Annotated in this window: 15 protein-coding genes; 12 read left to right on the forward strand and 3 right to left on the reverse strand. The window is 71.7% G+C overall.

The features are described 5' to 3' along the window. Positions 1 to 476: 476 nt before the first annotated feature. From lpxC to VQ02_RS22995, 4 genes are all read left to right on the forward strand, one after another. Positions 477 to 1,424, forward strand: coding sequence for a UDP-3-O-acyl-N-acetylglucosamine deacetylase (gene lpxC, locus VQ02_RS22980; RefSeq protein WP_048446551.1), 948 nt, complete (start codon positions 477 to 479; stop codon positions 1,422 to 1,424). Between the two features lie 245 nt (positions 1,425 to 1,669). Then, positions 1,670 to 2,572: an outer membrane protein assembly factor BamD gene (locus tag VQ02_RS22985; RefSeq protein ID WP_048446552.1), complete on the forward strand. Its 903-nt coding sequence runs from the start codon at positions 1,670 to 1,672 to the stop codon at positions 2,570 to 2,572. Between the two features lie 113 nt (positions 2,573 to 2,685). After that, the gene (gene recN, locus VQ02_RS22990) at positions 2,686 to 4,359 is read left to right on the forward strand and encodes a DNA repair protein RecN (RefSeq protein WP_048446553.1); all 1,674 of its coding nucleotides are present in this window, start codon (positions 2,686 to 2,688) and stop codon (positions 4,357 to 4,359) included. Between the two features lie 235 nt (positions 4,360 to 4,594). Beyond that, on the forward strand, positions 4,595 to 4,786 hold the full coding sequence (locus VQ02_RS22995; RefSeq protein WP_342447846.1) for a hypothetical protein: 192 nt from the start codon (positions 4,595 to 4,597) through the stop codon (positions 4,784 to 4,786). Between the two features lie 128 nt (positions 4,787 to 4,914). Here VQ02_RS22995 and VQ02_RS23000 read toward each other — a convergent pair whose 3' ends face one another. Further along, positions 4,915 to 5,109 (reverse strand): hypothetical protein, encoded by a 195-nt coding sequence (locus tag VQ02_RS23000; protein ID WP_048446555.1) that lies wholly within the window; start codon positions 5,107 to 5,109, stop codon positions 4,915 to 4,917. Positions 5,110 to 5,311: 202 nt separating this feature from the next. Here VQ02_RS23000 and VQ02_RS35980 point away from each other — a divergent pair, with 202 nt between their 5' ends. Further along, positions 5,312 to 5,488, forward strand: a complete 177-nt coding sequence (locus VQ02_RS35980) for a DUF1328 domain-containing protein (RefSeq protein WP_048446556.1) — start codon at positions 5,312 to 5,314, stop codon at positions 5,486 to 5,488. 58 nt (positions 5,489 to 5,546) lie between these two features. On the opposite strand, the gene VQ02_RS23010 is transcribed toward VQ02_RS35980, so the two are convergent. Then, entirely contained in the window at positions 5,547 to 5,789 is a 243-nt protein-coding gene (locus VQ02_RS23010) for a NepR family anti-sigma factor (RefSeq protein WP_048446557.1), read from the reverse strand. Between the two features lie 188 nt (positions 5,790 to 5,977). Between VQ02_RS23010 and VQ02_RS23015 the strand changes: the two genes are divergently transcribed. The 3 genes from VQ02_RS23015 to VQ02_RS23025 all read left to right on the forward strand — a co-directional run bounded on the left by VQ02_RS23015 (position 5,978) and on the right by VQ02_RS23025 (position 8,182). Then, complete coding sequence (locus VQ02_RS23015) at positions 5,978 to 6,781, forward strand: response regulator (RefSeq protein WP_048446558.1); 804 nt, start codon at positions 5,978 to 5,980, stop codon at positions 6,779 to 6,781. Between the two features lie 652 nt (positions 6,782 to 7,433). Further along, on the forward strand, positions 7,434 to 7,940 hold the full coding sequence (locus VQ02_RS23020) for a hypothetical protein (protein WP_048446559.1): 507 nt from the start codon (positions 7,434 to 7,436) through the stop codon (positions 7,938 to 7,940). Positions 7,941 to 7,975: 35 nt separating this feature from the next. After that, a complete protein-coding gene (locus VQ02_RS23025) occupies positions 7,976 to 8,182 on the forward strand; it encodes a hypothetical protein (RefSeq protein WP_048446560.1) in 207 nt (68 codons plus the stop codon). Between the two features lie 237 nt (positions 8,183 to 8,419). Here the strand turns inward: VQ02_RS23025 and VQ02_RS23030 are convergent, their stop codons facing one another. Then, positions 8,420 to 8,614 carry a con-10 family general stress protein gene (locus VQ02_RS23030; RefSeq protein WP_048446561.1) on the reverse strand — a complete coding sequence of 65 codons (195 nt, stop codon included), beginning with the start codon at positions 8,612 to 8,614 and terminating at the stop codon, positions 8,420 to 8,422. A 318-nt stretch (positions 8,615 to 8,932) separates the two neighbouring features. Here VQ02_RS23030 and VQ02_RS23035 point away from each other — a divergent pair, with 318 nt between their 5' ends. The 4 genes from VQ02_RS23035 (at position 8,933) to VQ02_RS23050 (ending at position 13,570) form a co-directional block, all read left to right on the forward strand. After that, on the forward strand, positions 8,933 to 9,136 hold the full coding sequence (locus VQ02_RS23035; RefSeq protein WP_048446562.1) for a hypothetical protein: 204 nt from the start codon (positions 8,933 to 8,935) through the stop codon (positions 9,134 to 9,136). A 194-nt stretch (positions 9,137 to 9,330) separates the two neighbouring features. Further along, positions 9,331 to 12,303: an ABC transporter ATP-binding protein/permease gene (locus VQ02_RS23040; protein ID WP_245239826.1), complete on the forward strand. Its 2,973-nt coding sequence runs from the start codon at positions 9,331 to 9,333 to the stop codon at positions 12,301 to 12,303. Continuing rightward, positions 12,300 to 12,746: a Crp/Fnr family transcriptional regulator gene (locus VQ02_RS23045; protein ID WP_048446563.1), complete on the forward strand. Its 447-nt coding sequence runs from the start codon at positions 12,300 to 12,302 to the stop codon at positions 12,744 to 12,746. The genes VQ02_RS23040 and VQ02_RS23045 overlap by 4 nt, the downstream gene beginning before the upstream one ends. Before the next feature lie 62 nt (positions 12,747 to 12,808). Next, on the forward strand, positions 12,809 to 13,570 hold the full coding sequence (locus tag VQ02_RS23050; RefSeq protein ID WP_048446564.1) for an SDR family NAD(P)-dependent oxidoreductase: 762 nt from the start codon (positions 12,809 to 12,811) through the stop codon (positions 13,568 to 13,570). The last annotated feature ends 2 nt before the right edge of the window (positions 13,571 to 13,572 follow it).

The raw sequence follows: 13,572 nt of genomic DNA on the forward strand, positions 1-13,572 counted from the left end.
GGTGCCGGCCGGCACCCGCATGATGGACGACGACCAGCTCGAGATCCCGGCCTTCCTGCGCCGCCAGGCGAACTGACGGCACCCGGCGGGGCCCGGCCGGGCCCCGCCGGAAGGAGAGGCTGACCAGGGTGCTCCTGGGTCAGCGGGAGTGCCACGATCCCGCCACGGAGGCGGGAGGTGCCGCCCAAAAGACACACCCCGAGGCCACCCGGCCTCGGGGTTTACGCGTCGTTCAAGTGTTTGTGGAAAAACGGCTTTTCGCGACCCGACCGCGGCCGCTGGGCTGTTACAGAGCGTAAGAATCCGTGATTTGGCCGTGCTTGAGAGCGCGACTATAGGTGTCCTACGCACAAGGGCGAAGGCCGCGCCACCCGCCGGCACTGACACCCACAGGGGCTTCAAGCAACGGACGGATCGCCTCGAACGTGAGCCTGGAAACGGGCCACGCTGGTGAGTCGCGGCCGAGGGCTGAGGTAATGAGAACAAGTCAGCAGACGACCCTACGCTCGGCCGCGAGCCTTTCAGGCATCGGCGTCCATTCCGGTAACCCCGTCTCGATCACGCTCCATCCCGCGGAGGCGCATCACGGCATCGCCTTCCTGCGCACCGGCCTCCCCGGCGGCCACGACCGCCTGATCCAGGCCCATCACGCCCAGGTCAGCGCCACCGAGCTCTGCACCGTCATCGGCAGCCGCGAGACCGGCGCCGTCGCCACCATCGAGCACCTGATGTCCGCCCTCTACGGGCTCGGCATCGACAACTGCCTCGTCGAGATCGACGGGCCCGAGATGCCGATCCTCGACGGCAGCGCCGCGCCCTTCGTGACGGCGATCGAGGCAGCCGGCACCACCTCCTGCGGCACGCCCCGCCGCTTCATCAAGGTGCTCAAGACCGTCCGGACCGAGAAGGGCCGCGCCTTCTCCGAGCTGCGCCCGTTCGAGCGCGGCTTCCACCTCGACGTCGAGATCGATTTCGAGAGCCCGGTCATCGGCCGCAGCCGCAAGGCGCTGACCCTCACCCCCGCCGCCTACCGCCGCGAGATCGCCCGCGCCCGCACCTTCGGGATGATGCGCGACGTCGAGCGCTACTGGAAGGCGGGCTTCGCGCTGGGCGCGTCGCTCGAGAACACCGTCGCGGTCGGCGACGGCGGCGTCGTCAACCCCGAGGGCCTGCGCTACCCGGACGAGTTCGTCCGCCACAAGCTCCTCGACGCGGTCGGCGACCTGGCGCTGGCCGGCCTGCCGATCCTCGGTGCCTACCAATCCTACTGCGGCGGCCACGGCCTCAACGTCGCGGTCCTCACCGCGCTCTTCGCCGACCGGGCGAACTACGCCATCGTCGAGGGTGCGCCGTCCCGGCGCGAGCCGGTCTTCGCCGAGTTCGGCGTCGGCCTCGGCGCCGCGGTCTACGCGCCGGAACTCTGAGCTCGTCGCGGCGGGCTGTTGCGATCTGGCCACAGCTGGCCGTTTTCGCCGCCGTGCGGCGCAGGCTCTACCTCTCCGCGCCGTCTTGGCGCCCTATTCGCCCCGCAGGGTTAAGAGGTTCCTGACCGACGGCCGTCCGCCCCTGGGTACGGTGGCCGTCACGGGCTTGGCGCGCCGCGCCGGCCTGGGCTAAGGGGCTCGTGGATCAGCGGCATCACAAGCCGCCTGCTTGGGGAAGAACCCGAATGTCGTTCGCCCACCCGCTTCGCGACGCGAAGGTGACCGTTCTGCGGACCGTGCTGCTCGCGGCGTGCGGCCTGGGGCTCGCCGGCTGCGACGCGATCGATTCCATCAATCCGTTCGCGAACGAGAAGTACAAGACCGAGATCGTTCCCGACGTTCCGGCCGACAAGCTCTACAGCCAGGGCCTCGCCAAGCTCGAGGACCGCGACTACGACGCCGCGACGAAGAAGTTCGAGGACCTCGACAAGCAGTACGCCTATTCCGACTGGTCGCGGAAGGCGGTGCTGATGACGGCCTACGCCAACTACGAGGGCGCCCGCTACGAGGACGCGATCACCGCGTCGCGGCGCTACCTCCAGCGCCACCCGGGCTCGAAGGACGCGGCCTACGCCCAGTACCTGCTGGCGATGTCGCACTACAAGCAGATCCCGGACGTGACCCGCGACCAGGACCGCTCCGAGAAGGCCCTCGTGGCGCTCACCGAGCTGGTGCAGAAATACCCGACCTCGGAATACGCCGCCGACGCGAAGACCAAGATCCAGATCACCCGCGACCAGCTCGCCGGCAAGGAGATGGAGATCGGCCGCTACTACCTCGAGCGGCGCAACTTCCCGGCGGCGATCAACCGCTTCCGCGACGTGGTGAGCAAGTACCAGACGACCCGCCACGTCGAGGAGGCGCTGGAGCGCCTGGCCGAGGCCTACATGGCGCTCGGCATCACCGGCGAGGCGCAGACCGCCGCGGCGGTGCTCGGCCACAACTTCCCCGACTCGCCCTGGTACAAGGACGCCTACAGCCTGCTCCAGAACGGCGGCCTGCAGCCGCGCGAGGAGAGGTCGTCCTGGATCAGCAAGGCGTTCCGCGGCATCGTCGGGGTGGACACCCGCACCGCCGAGGCGCAGTAAGGCCCGCGCGGCTCCCCTGCCGGGACATGCGGCCGTGGCGCGCACTCGCGCCGCGGCCCGTTCGGCTCTAGATACCCGCCCCGTTCCCTCCTGATCGTCCCGGCAAGGGTGGCATGCTGGTTCAGCTCGCGATCCGCGACATCGTCCTGATCGATAAGCTCGAGCTGAACTTTCGCGAAGGCCTGAGCGTCCTGACCGGGGAGACCGGCGCCGGCAAGTCGATCCTCCTCGACGCCTTCACCCTCGCCCTCGGCGGGCGCGGCGACGGTCGCCTGGTGCGGCAGGGCGAGGCGCAGGGGCAGGTCACGGCGGTGTTCGACGTCGCCCCCGACCATCCGGCCCGGGCGCTCGCCGCCGCCGCCGAGATCGACACCGAGGGCGACCTGATCCTGCGCCGGATCCAGGTCGCGGACGGGCGCACCCGCGCCTTCGTCAACGACCAGCCGGTCGGCGTGCAGGTCCTGCGCGCCATCGGGGCGGCGCTCGTCGAGATCCACGGCCAGCACGACGACCGGGCGCTCTCCGACTCGACCACCCACCGGGCGATCCTCGACGCCTTCGGGGGCCTGAGCGCCCGCCAGGCCGCGGTGGCGGAGGCCGCCCGCCGGGTCCGCCAGGCCCGCAGCGCCCTCTCCGAGCATCGCGCCCGGGTCGAGGCCGCCCGCAAGGAGGTCGACTTCCTGCGCCACGCCGTCGAGGAACTCGCCGCCCTCGACCCGAAGCCGGGCGAGGAGACGGAGCTGGCCGAGCGCCGCACCGCGATGCAGCAGGGCGAGAAGGTCGCCCGCGAGCTCAACGAGGCCCTCGACGCCGTCGCCGGCCAGGGCTCGCCCACCGCCCACCTCTCGGCGGCCCTGCGCAAGCTCGAGCGGCGGGCCGCCCTCGCGCCGGGCTTGGTCGAGCCCAGCATCGCCGCCCTCGACAACGCGCTGGTCGCCCTCGACGAGGCCCGCACCAGCCTCGAGGACGCCCTGCAGGCGGCGGAGTTCGACCCGCGCGAACTGGAGCGGGTCGAGGAGCGCCTGTTCGGCCTGCGCGCTGCGGCACGAAAGTACAACGTCGCGGTCGACGATCTCGCGGCCCTCCGCGAGCGCTACGAGGGCGATGTCGCCGTCATCGATGCCGGCGAGGAGGCGCTCGGCCGGCTCGAGGCCGACCTCGCGAGTGCCGACGCCGCCTACCTCGAGAAGGCGCAAGGCCTGAGCAAGGGCCGGCGCAAGGCGGCCGCCGCCCTCGACAAGGCGGTGCAGGCCGAGCTGCCGCCGCTCAAGCTCGAGCGCGCCCGCTTCATCTCCGAGATCGCCACCGATCCCGAGGCCCGCGATCCCGCAGGCCTCGATCGCGTCGAGTTCTGGGCCCAGACCAATCCGGGCACCCGGCCGGGGCCGATGATGAAGGTCGCGTCCGGCGGCGAGCTGTCGCGCTTCATGCTCGCCCTCAAGGTCGTGCTGGCCGACAAGGGCTCGGCCCCGACCCTGATCTTCGACGAGATCGACACCGGCGTCGGCGGCGCCGTGGCCGACGCGATCGGCGCCCGCCTCGCCCGGCTCTCGGCCCGGGTCCAGGTCGTGGCCGTCACCCACGCACCCCAGGTCGCCGCGCGGGCCACGACCCACTTCCTGATCGCCAAGGAGGCGGTGAAGGGCTCGGACCGGGTCGCGACCCGGGTCAAGCCGCTCGCCGCGGTGCCGCGCCAGGAGGAGATCGCCCGGATGCTCGCCGGCGCCACCGTGACGGAGGAGGCCCGGGCGGCCGCGGCCCGGCTGCTCCAGGCCGCCGAGGCCTGAGGGCGGGCACCCGGTTCCGACCCGGGGCCGGTTCGGTCCTCGACAGGCGTTGCCGTTCGGTTAAGCTTTACCGGTGATTCGGCGGCCGGGCCTTACCGCCCGCGGTATGGTGAACAAAGAACAAATTTTAACACTTTCTTCACCATATCCGGCGAGGCTGTTTCGTCTCGGCACGGGTCGGCCTTCCCTCGGACCCGCGCCATCGCACGGGGCCAGCGGTCCGATGAAGCAGGTCGTGAGTCAGTCCAGAGAATCCACCCAGGAGCCGATCCTGCCGGCGCTCTGCACCGAGGCGCAGCACCGGCTCGGACGGACGCTGCGCTCATTCTACGAGCGCACGGTGGACGGCCAGCCGATTCCCCTCGATCAGGTCGATCTGCTCCTGCGCTTGCGGCATCGCGAGCGCGAGTTGCAGCGCCAGCGCTGACGCGCGGCGGACGTCACCGGGATCGGGGAAGGGGGCTCCGCCAGCCGGCGAAGCGAGGAAGCAACTTGTAACGAAGGACCGGCGGGCGCCGGTCCGACGCGCTCCACCGGGAAGAGGGGAGGGCGCGTTCAGCGCCGACGGCGGTCGCGCACCCGCACCGGGACGAGGGCCGGGGCCTGCGCCCGTGAGCCGGCGAGCGCGAGGGCCCCCGCGAGGCCGAGCGCCGCGACGACACCGGTGATGACCATCGGCGAGGCCGTCAGGAGACCCGCCAGCAGGGCGAGCAGCACGAGGCCGGCACGCGGGGCATTGGAACGGATCATCGTTAAGCCTCCATCCAGACGCCGATGAGAACGTGTGGTGCGAAACGGGAGTTCCGCGCCGCAGCCACCGGCCACAACCGAGATGTGGGGTGCCCAACCCGTTCGTGCCACCTGCGACAAAGCGGAACCTCAACTCAGGCTTGACGTTGTCTGCTCACGATCGGCCGAGGGCCGAGAGAGATCAGACAAGAGGGGTCGCGCCATGCTGGGTTGGGCTATCACGTTCCTGGTCGTGGCTCTGGTGGCCGCGCTGTTCGGCTTCGGCGGGATCGCCGGAACGGCCGTCGAGGCCGCCAAGCTCATCTTCTTCGTCGCCGTCGTGCTGTTCGCGATCTCGGCCGTGGTCGGCCTGATGCGGGGCCGCTCGCCGACGCTCTGAACGTCCCGGCGCCACCCTGCTCGCGGGGCGGCGTCATCGCGCCGTCGGACGAATCGGTTCAGGATTCCGACGGCGGCTTGCCGGAGCTGCGCTCCAGTTCGGCGAGCAGGTCGACGAACCGGTCGGGAATAGGTTGCTGCATCAGTTCGTCATACATGGCACGCAGGTGTGAGCCGATCCGTCCCTGCACGTTGCGGTCGAGAGCAGGCTGCTCGGGCCCGGCGACGGGGTCATCCTCCCCCGAGGCCGCCCGCTCCCCCCGGGGCGCCTGAGGGCCCTGCATCCCCTTGCAATCGATCATGCAATTCCCCTTCGCTCGTCCTGGACACGCGGACAGAGCGATGCCATGGCGCCCGGTGTGCCGGGTCGCGCGCTTGCGGCGACAACGCACGCCGGCGGCGTCAGTTCCGCGCCGGCTCGGAACGAAAGCGCCGTCAAGGCGTTGAGGGCCAGGGCCGACGCGCGAACGACAACACCAAGGGGACCTGAATGTCGACAGCACAACTCGTGGTGCAGCACCTGCCTTACCTGCGCCGCTACGCGCGCGCCCTCACGGGCAGCCAGGTGGCCGGCGATGCCTACGTGGCCGCGACGCTCGAGACGCTCGTGAACGAGCCCGAGACCCTCGGGCGCAGCACCAACGTCAAAGCCGACCTGTTCCGCGTCTTCACCCGGATCTGGAACTCGCTCTCGGTCAACGGCCAGACCGAGCAGGCGCAGCACGACCTGCCGGCCGAGGTGCGCCTGGGCCAGATCACGCCGCTGCCGCGCCAGGCCTTCCTGCTCTCCTGCCTCGAGGGCTTCTCCGAGGAGGACGCCGCGACCATCCTGGGCGTGGACGTCTCGGAGGTCCGCGACCTCGTCGACGAGGCCGGCCGCGAGCTCGCCGCCGACATGGCGACCGAGATCCTCATCATCGAGGATGAGCCGCTGATCGCCATGGACCTCGAAGCCCTGGTCGAGGGCCTGGGCCACAACGTCACCGGCGTCGCCCGCACCCGCACGGAGGCGGTCAAGCTCGCCTCGACCAAGCGCCCCGGCCTGATCCTGGCCGACATCCAGCTCGCCGACGGCTCCTCCGGCCTCGACGCGGTCAACGACCTGCTGAAGTCGTTCGAGGTGCCGGTGATCTTCATCACCGCCTACCCGGAGCGCTTCCTGACCGGCGAGCGGCCCGAGCCGGCCTTCCTCATCGCCAAGCCGTTCCAGCCCGCCAACGTTTCGGCGGTCATCAGCCAGGCCCTGTTCTTCCAGCAGAGCGCCCGGCGCCGCGAGGCGCGCGCGAGCGCCTGACCGCGCCCGCCGCCAGCCCAACGTCACGCGCGATCAACCGTCAGAAGTCCCGGGCCCGCCGCAGGCGGGTGCCGGGACTTCGTCGTTCCGGGGCTTCCCGAGAAGCGGGACAGCTCGGGTGGAGGGTGAGAGCCATCGCGGCGACGACGCCGGGCTCTCGCATTCGTGACATGGGGCCGGCGAACCGCCTCGCGACCGAATCGCCGATCGAAGCTTGGCCGAAAGGGGGAAGGGCCCGGGCTGCCCTGCGATCCTTCGGGTGATCTGGATCTTTGGATAGACTTGGCCTTAACGAAAAGGCGGGGTCCAATACAAAAGAACGGGCCGGATCGGGATCCGGCCCGTTAAAAGAGTTTCCGGCCAATGCACAAGGGGAATGCGGGGAGGACCAGGTGGCCGGGTTGCCATATCAACCGGAATCACGCCGGTAAGGTTCCGTGCGGCGGCGCGAATTCCATCTTTTCCGTTGCCTGTGGCGAAATTGCTTCGCTTGATTCCTGGCGCCGGCGCCTCCCGAGGGGTTAACGAGCGGTTGATGGGATGCTCGGCATTCTCGGTATGAACTGTCCCGTCCGGGCACGGGCGCGGGAACTACTTGGACGGCGAGCGCGTTAAGGAAGCATTCTCAAGCTTCGCCGCGAGGGCCACGCGTATGCTCCGCCCGCAATTCTTCCTCGGCATTACCGTTCCGGCCGCGTTCCTCGCCCTGGTCGGGCAGCCGCTGATCGAGCACTCCGTGGGCGCGCTCGCCCGTCCGGCCGGCGTGGAGCAGGCGGCGATCAAGGGCGACCGCCTCGAGCCCGTCCGGCCGGCCGCCAAGGTGCAGGTCCCGGTCGCGGTGGAGATCACCGGGCTCGGCGCCGCCAAGGTCACCCTGCGCAACGCGGCCGGCGACGTCCTCTACCAGACCGACGCCACCCGCAACACGACCCTGGTCGCCCGCGACACTGCCATCCCCCACGTGACCGTGCGCGAGCGCGCCGGCGCGCCGGTGGCGCAGCGCGAGCCCGCCGCATCCGGCCAGACCGGGCGGCGCATGCTGGAGGGCTGCGAGGGTGCGATCAGCGGGCTCGCCGGCCACGAGGCCCGCAGGCTGCTGCCGAGCCGCTGCCTGGCCGATGCCGGCGGCGTCATTCCCGCCCGGGTCGCGACGCTCTAGCGGGCGCGGGCCATCAGACAAGGATCGAGCACGCCATGCTGGACCTGCGCGAGTACGAGGCGCCCTCGCCTCAGCCGCTTCCCCCGGAGCGGGGCCACCGCGAGACGAACGTGGAGCCGGATGTCGACCGGCTGGTGAGCCTGCTGGCCGGCGTCACCGCAGTCCGGCCCGTCGACGACGTGATCTGCGCGGCTTTGGCGCGCCGCAACCTCGTGGTCACCGCCCGGCCGCTCGCCGCCTGACGAGGCTCAAGCTCGAACGAAGCACCCCGGGCGGTTCGCCGCCCGGGGTGCTTCGTCGCGTTCCGACCGCCGCTACGGCCCACGCTCATGCGCCGGAGGAGAGACGGGCTCCCTCCGGCGCATGAGCGTGGGTCTCAGGTGGTCCACGGTGCGGGCTGCCGCAGGCCGGGCCGGGCCCGGTCACGCGGGTGAGGTCTTCCGGCGGGCGAGGACCGCCCGAGGACGACCACGCTCCGCTCACTCCTCGTTGGCGCGGCCGCTGCCCGAAGCCTGGCCGCCCTTGCGGCCGGCGGACGAGGCCAGCTCGCGATCCTGCGAGAAGGACCGCTTCTCGGCCGGCACGCTGCGGCCGCCCTTGCTGGCGATCTCGCGCTGCCGCTCCAGGTCCATGGACGCGAAGCCGCGCTTCGAAGTCGAATTTCCGGTAGCCATGATTGCCTCCTTGGCCGGTGTTCTCAGTCCGGACAACCTTCAGCGGAAATGATGGTTCCTGCCACGCATGCGCGACGCGCGAGCCGAAGATCCCGATTCGGGGCAGTACAGCCCGGTCGGCGCGCCGCCGGGCCGGGTCCGAAACTTGATCCATCCCGCCCCGCACTGCGAAACCCGGCCGGCCGTGCTGCCGCAAGGGGGCCGGAACCGGGCGGGCTGACCGGCGTTCGCCCCTGACCCGAGCGCCGGGAGACCCGTGCGGACGTTGAGGCCCGCGGGCCGCGTCCCGGCGATCACGACCGCGTCCGGAGCAGCCCGATGACCAACAAGTCCATGGTGAGCCGCGAGGCCGCCGCGCACCCGGAAACCGCCCCGGCGCCCAACGGCGGCGCCTTGCCGCCGATGCCGGCCGAGGAGGGCAGCCCCCGCCCGACCACCCTCGAGGAGCCGCACGACTCGCCCCAGCCCAATCCGCAGTTCGGCGGCAAGCCGAAGGGCGGCCTGACGACCCGCAAGGAGTAGCGGCGCCCGGCCCCCGCGTGGCGGTTTCCAGTCCCGCTCCGGCCCTCTACACAGGCAGGCGGGATCTGGGGCGGCGGACCATGAGCGGCGGGGCGGGGGCGGCGGGGCAGACGGGCACGGGCGCGTCCCGGGCGGCGGGCGAGACCCCCGCCGGCGGGCGCACGGCGCCCGGCCGCGCCGTGGGCCAGGAATCCTTGGATAAGAAATCCGTCGACAAGGCGTCCGCAGGCCAGGCGTCCGTGGCGCCGGACCCCGCCGCCCGGGCCGGCAACGACCCGGAGGCGACGGACGCCGCCGGCGGCCTCGACCGCAGCCTGTTCCGCTACATCTGGCGGCACTCGAAGCGCGACCAGATCCTGATCTGCTCCGTCGTGCTGGCCTCGCTGCCGCTCTACTTCGCCTCCCTCGACCTGCCCCGGCGCATCGTCAACGAGGCGATCCAGGGTCACGCCTTCGAAAAGGGCAACGAGACCGCCAAGTTCCTGGTGCTGCGGCTGCAGATGCCGGACTGGTTCGGTCACGATCTCTCGCTGTTCAACGGCTTCGACGTCGACCGCTTCGAGCTCCTGTTCGGGCTGTCGTCGATGTTCCTGCTGCTGGTGCTGATCAACGGCGCCTTCAAGTACTGGATCAACGTGGCCAAGGGGGCGCTCGGCGAGCGCATGCTGCGCCGCCTGCGCTTCCAGCTGTTCTCGCTGATCCTGCGCTTCTCGCCGAACGCCGTGCGCCAGACCAAGCCGTCCGAGGTCGCCACCATCATCCGCGACGAGGTCGAGCCGATCGGCGGGTTCATCGGCGACGCCTTCATCCTGCCGGCCTTCCTGGGCACCCAGGCCGCCACCGCCATGGCGTTCATCCTGCTCCAGAACGTCTGGCTCGGGCTCCTGGCCGCCGGGGTGGTCGGCGTGCAGTTCGTGGTGATCCCGCGGCTGCGCCGCGAGCTCCTGCGCCTCGGGCGCCAGCGCCAGCTCGCCTCGCGCCGCCTCGCCGGCCGGGTCGGCGAGGTGGTGGACGGCATCGAGGCGGTGCATGCCAACGGCGCCGAGGCCTGGGAGCGGGCCGAGATCGGCCACCGCCTGTCCGGGCTCTTCGACCTGCGCCTGCGCATCTACCGGCGCAAGTTCATGGTCAAGTTCCTGAACAACCTGCTGGCCCAGATGACGCCGTTCCTGTTCTACTGCATCGGCGGCTACTTCGCCCTCAAGGGCCAGCTCAGCATCGGCCAGCTCGTGGCGGTGATCGCCGCCTACCGCGACCTGCCGCCGCCGCTCAAGGAGCTGATCGACTGGGACCAGCAGCGCCTCGACGTGCAGGTGAAGTACGAGCAGGTGCTGCAGCAATTCCTGCCCGAGCGGCTGATCGGCGCCGACGGGACCGGCCTCGACGAACCCCTGTGCGGCCGCCTCGCCGCGGAGGGCCTCGGCGTCCAGGAGCCGCACGGGCCGGTCCTCGCCGGCGTCTCGCTGACGCTGCCCTTGCCGGCCCTCGTCGGCATCGTCAGCGACGGGGGACCGGCGGCCTCGACCTTCGCGCGGGTCCTGGCCCGGCGGGTCGTGCCGTCGTCGGGCCGGATCACCATCGAGGGGCGCGACCTCTCGGACTGGTCCGGAGCGGCGCTCACCCGGCGCATCGCCTTCGCGGGGGTTGATCCGGTGCTCTTTCCGGGCTCGCTGCGCGACAACATCGTGTACGGCCTCAACCGCCGCCCGCCGCCAATGGCCGAGGCCGGCCCGGATGGCAGAGACCTCGCCAAGGACCTCGCCGAGGCGCGGCGCACCGGCAATCCCGTCGAGCCGTTCCCGGCGGACTGGATCGACTACGAGCAGGCCGGCGTTGCGGACGCCGCCGCCCTCGACGCCCTGATCCTCGACTGGCTCGCCCGGATCGGCATGGGCGAGGAGGTCTACCGCTTCGGGCTGCTCGGCCAGGTCGACCCCGACCGGCATCCGGAGCTCGCCGCCCGGCTGATCGAGGCCCGGGTCGCCTTCCGCGAGCGCCTGGCGGCGGAGGGACGGGCCCACCTCGTCGAGCCGTTCGACCCGGCCCGCTACAACCGCCAAGCCACGGTGGCCGAGAACCTGCTATTCGGGGTGCCGACGACCCCGTTCCTGACCGGCCGGGCGCTCGCCGAACACCCGGTGGTGCGCCTCGTGCTCGACCGGGCCGGCCTCACCGACGACCTCGTCACCATGGGCGAGCGGATCGCCGCCACCATGCTGGAGATCTTCCGCGGCCTGCCGAGCGGGCACCCCTTGTTCGAGCAGTTCTCCTTCCTCGCCGCCGACGAGCTGCCGGAATACGAGGCGATCCTCGCCCGCCGCACCGCCACCGAGGCCTCGGCCGCCCGCCACGGCGGCTCGGCGTTCAACCGGATCCGGCGGCGCTGGATCGGGCTCGGCCGCTACGGCTCGGCGGACGCGACCCGGCTGATCGCCCTGCCGCTCGCCTATATCGAGCCCCGCCACCGCCTCGGCCTCATCGACGACGCCTTCCGCGACCGGGTCGTCGAGGCGCGGGGAGAGCTGCGCACCGCCCTCGAGGAGGTCGGGGGCGTCGACTTCTACGATCCCGACCGGGTCTGCGCTGCCGCTCCGTTGCGCGACAACCTGCTGTTCGGCCGCATCAACCAGTCGGTCGCCGACGCCGTCGAGACCGTGACGGCGACGGGCACCGCCCTCGTCCAGGAGATGCGGCTCGCCCCCGCCATCACCCGGGTCGGGCTCGACCACCAGGTCGGCCCGGAGGGGCGCTTCCTGTCGAGCGGCCAACGGGCGGTGGTGAGCCTCGTCCGGGCCCTGATCCGCCGGCCGGACCTGCTCGTCCTCGACGGCGCCCTCTCGCCGATGGGCGAGAACCGCGCCCGCACGGTGCTGGGCCTGCTGCTGGAGCGGTTCGGCCGGGAGAACAGCCTCGTGGTGGTGCTGTCGAACGACCGCCTGGCCGACCGCTTCGACCACGTGCTGCGCGCCGCCGGCACGCAGATCCACGCGCCGGACGCGCCAGCCCCCGGCGCCGGTGGCGATGTGTCCGGCACCGGGAGCAACGCTTCCGGCGGACAGGGGCCGGCGGGGGCTGGCGCTGCGGCGCCGGCTGCGGCAGTCTCCGGGCGCGCCGGGACCGAGACGGGGCCGGGGCCGGCGCGCGTCGACCAGGATGTGAAGGCATGACGCTTGAGACCGAGGTGCAGTCGCTGCGCCAAGTGCCGATGTTCCGCGAGGTGGACCCGGCCCGCCTGAAGCTGCTCGCCTTCACCAGCGAGCGGGTGCACTTCGCCAGCGGGCAGCGCTTCTTCGACCGGGGCGACGCCGCCGACGCGGCCTACCTGATCCTTGAGGGGGAGGCGGCCGTGACCCTGGAGGGGCCGCAGGGGCCGATCCGCCTGGCGCTGCTCGGCGCCAACGCGCTCGTCGGCGAGATGGGCATCCTGGCCGACCAGCCCCGCTCCGCCACGGTGACGGCGGAGGTGCCGACGACGGCCCTGCGCATCGACCGGCGGGTCTTCCTCGAGCTGCTGAGCCAGTTCCCGCAGATCGCCATCGCGGTGATGCGCGAGCTCGCCCACCGCCTCGAGATGACCAACCAGCAGCTCGCCCAGATGCGGACCGGCTGACCGACGCGAATTGTGTGCAGGCGCGCCCGCCAAGAGACGCGCCCGACGATTGGGGAAACGCCATGGATCTCGGAGCCGGCCTGAAAGGCCGCCACATCCTCGTCACCGGCGCCTCAAGCGGCCTCGGCGACCATTTCGCCCGCCTCTGCGCCGGGTGCGGCGCCGCCGTCACGGTGGCGGCGCGGCGCAAGGACCGGCTCGATGACCTGGTGCGCGACCTCAAGGCCGCCGGCGCCGCCGAAGCCCGGTCCGTCTCCCTCGACGTCGCCGACCCGGATTCGATCGCGGCGGCCTTCGGGGCGCTGCACGCCCTGCCGGACACAGTGGTCAACAATGCCGGCATCGCCGAGGGCGGGGCGGCGATCGACCTCGACCTCGCGGCCTTCGACCGGGTGATCGACACCAACCTGCGCGGGGTCTGGGCGGTGTCCACCACCGCGGCCCGGGCCTGGCGGGACGCGGGCCGCAGCGGCGTCATCGTCAACGTCGCGTCGATCCTCGGCCTGCGGGTCGCCGGCGGGGTCGGGCCCTACACGGTGTCGAAGGCCGGCGTGGTGCAGATGACCCAGGCGCTCGGCCTCGAATGGGCCCGCTACGGCATCCGCGTCAACGCGCTGGCGCCCGGCTACATCGGCACCGACATCAACCGGGAGTTCTTCGAGACGCCGCCCGGCCAGGCGATGCTCAAGCGCATCCCGATGCGCCGGCTCGGCCGCCCGCAAGACCTCGACGGCGCCTTCCTGCTGCTCGCCGGCGACGCCTCCGGCTGGATGACAGGGGCCACGATCCCGGTCGACGGCGGCCACCTCGTGTCGGGCCTGTAGGG

Origin of the sequence: Methylobacterium variabile (assembly GCF_001043975.1) — a bacterium.
Taxonomy (GTDB): domain Bacteria; phylum Pseudomonadota; class Alphaproteobacteria; order Rhizobiales; family Beijerinckiaceae; genus Methylobacterium; species Methylobacterium variabile.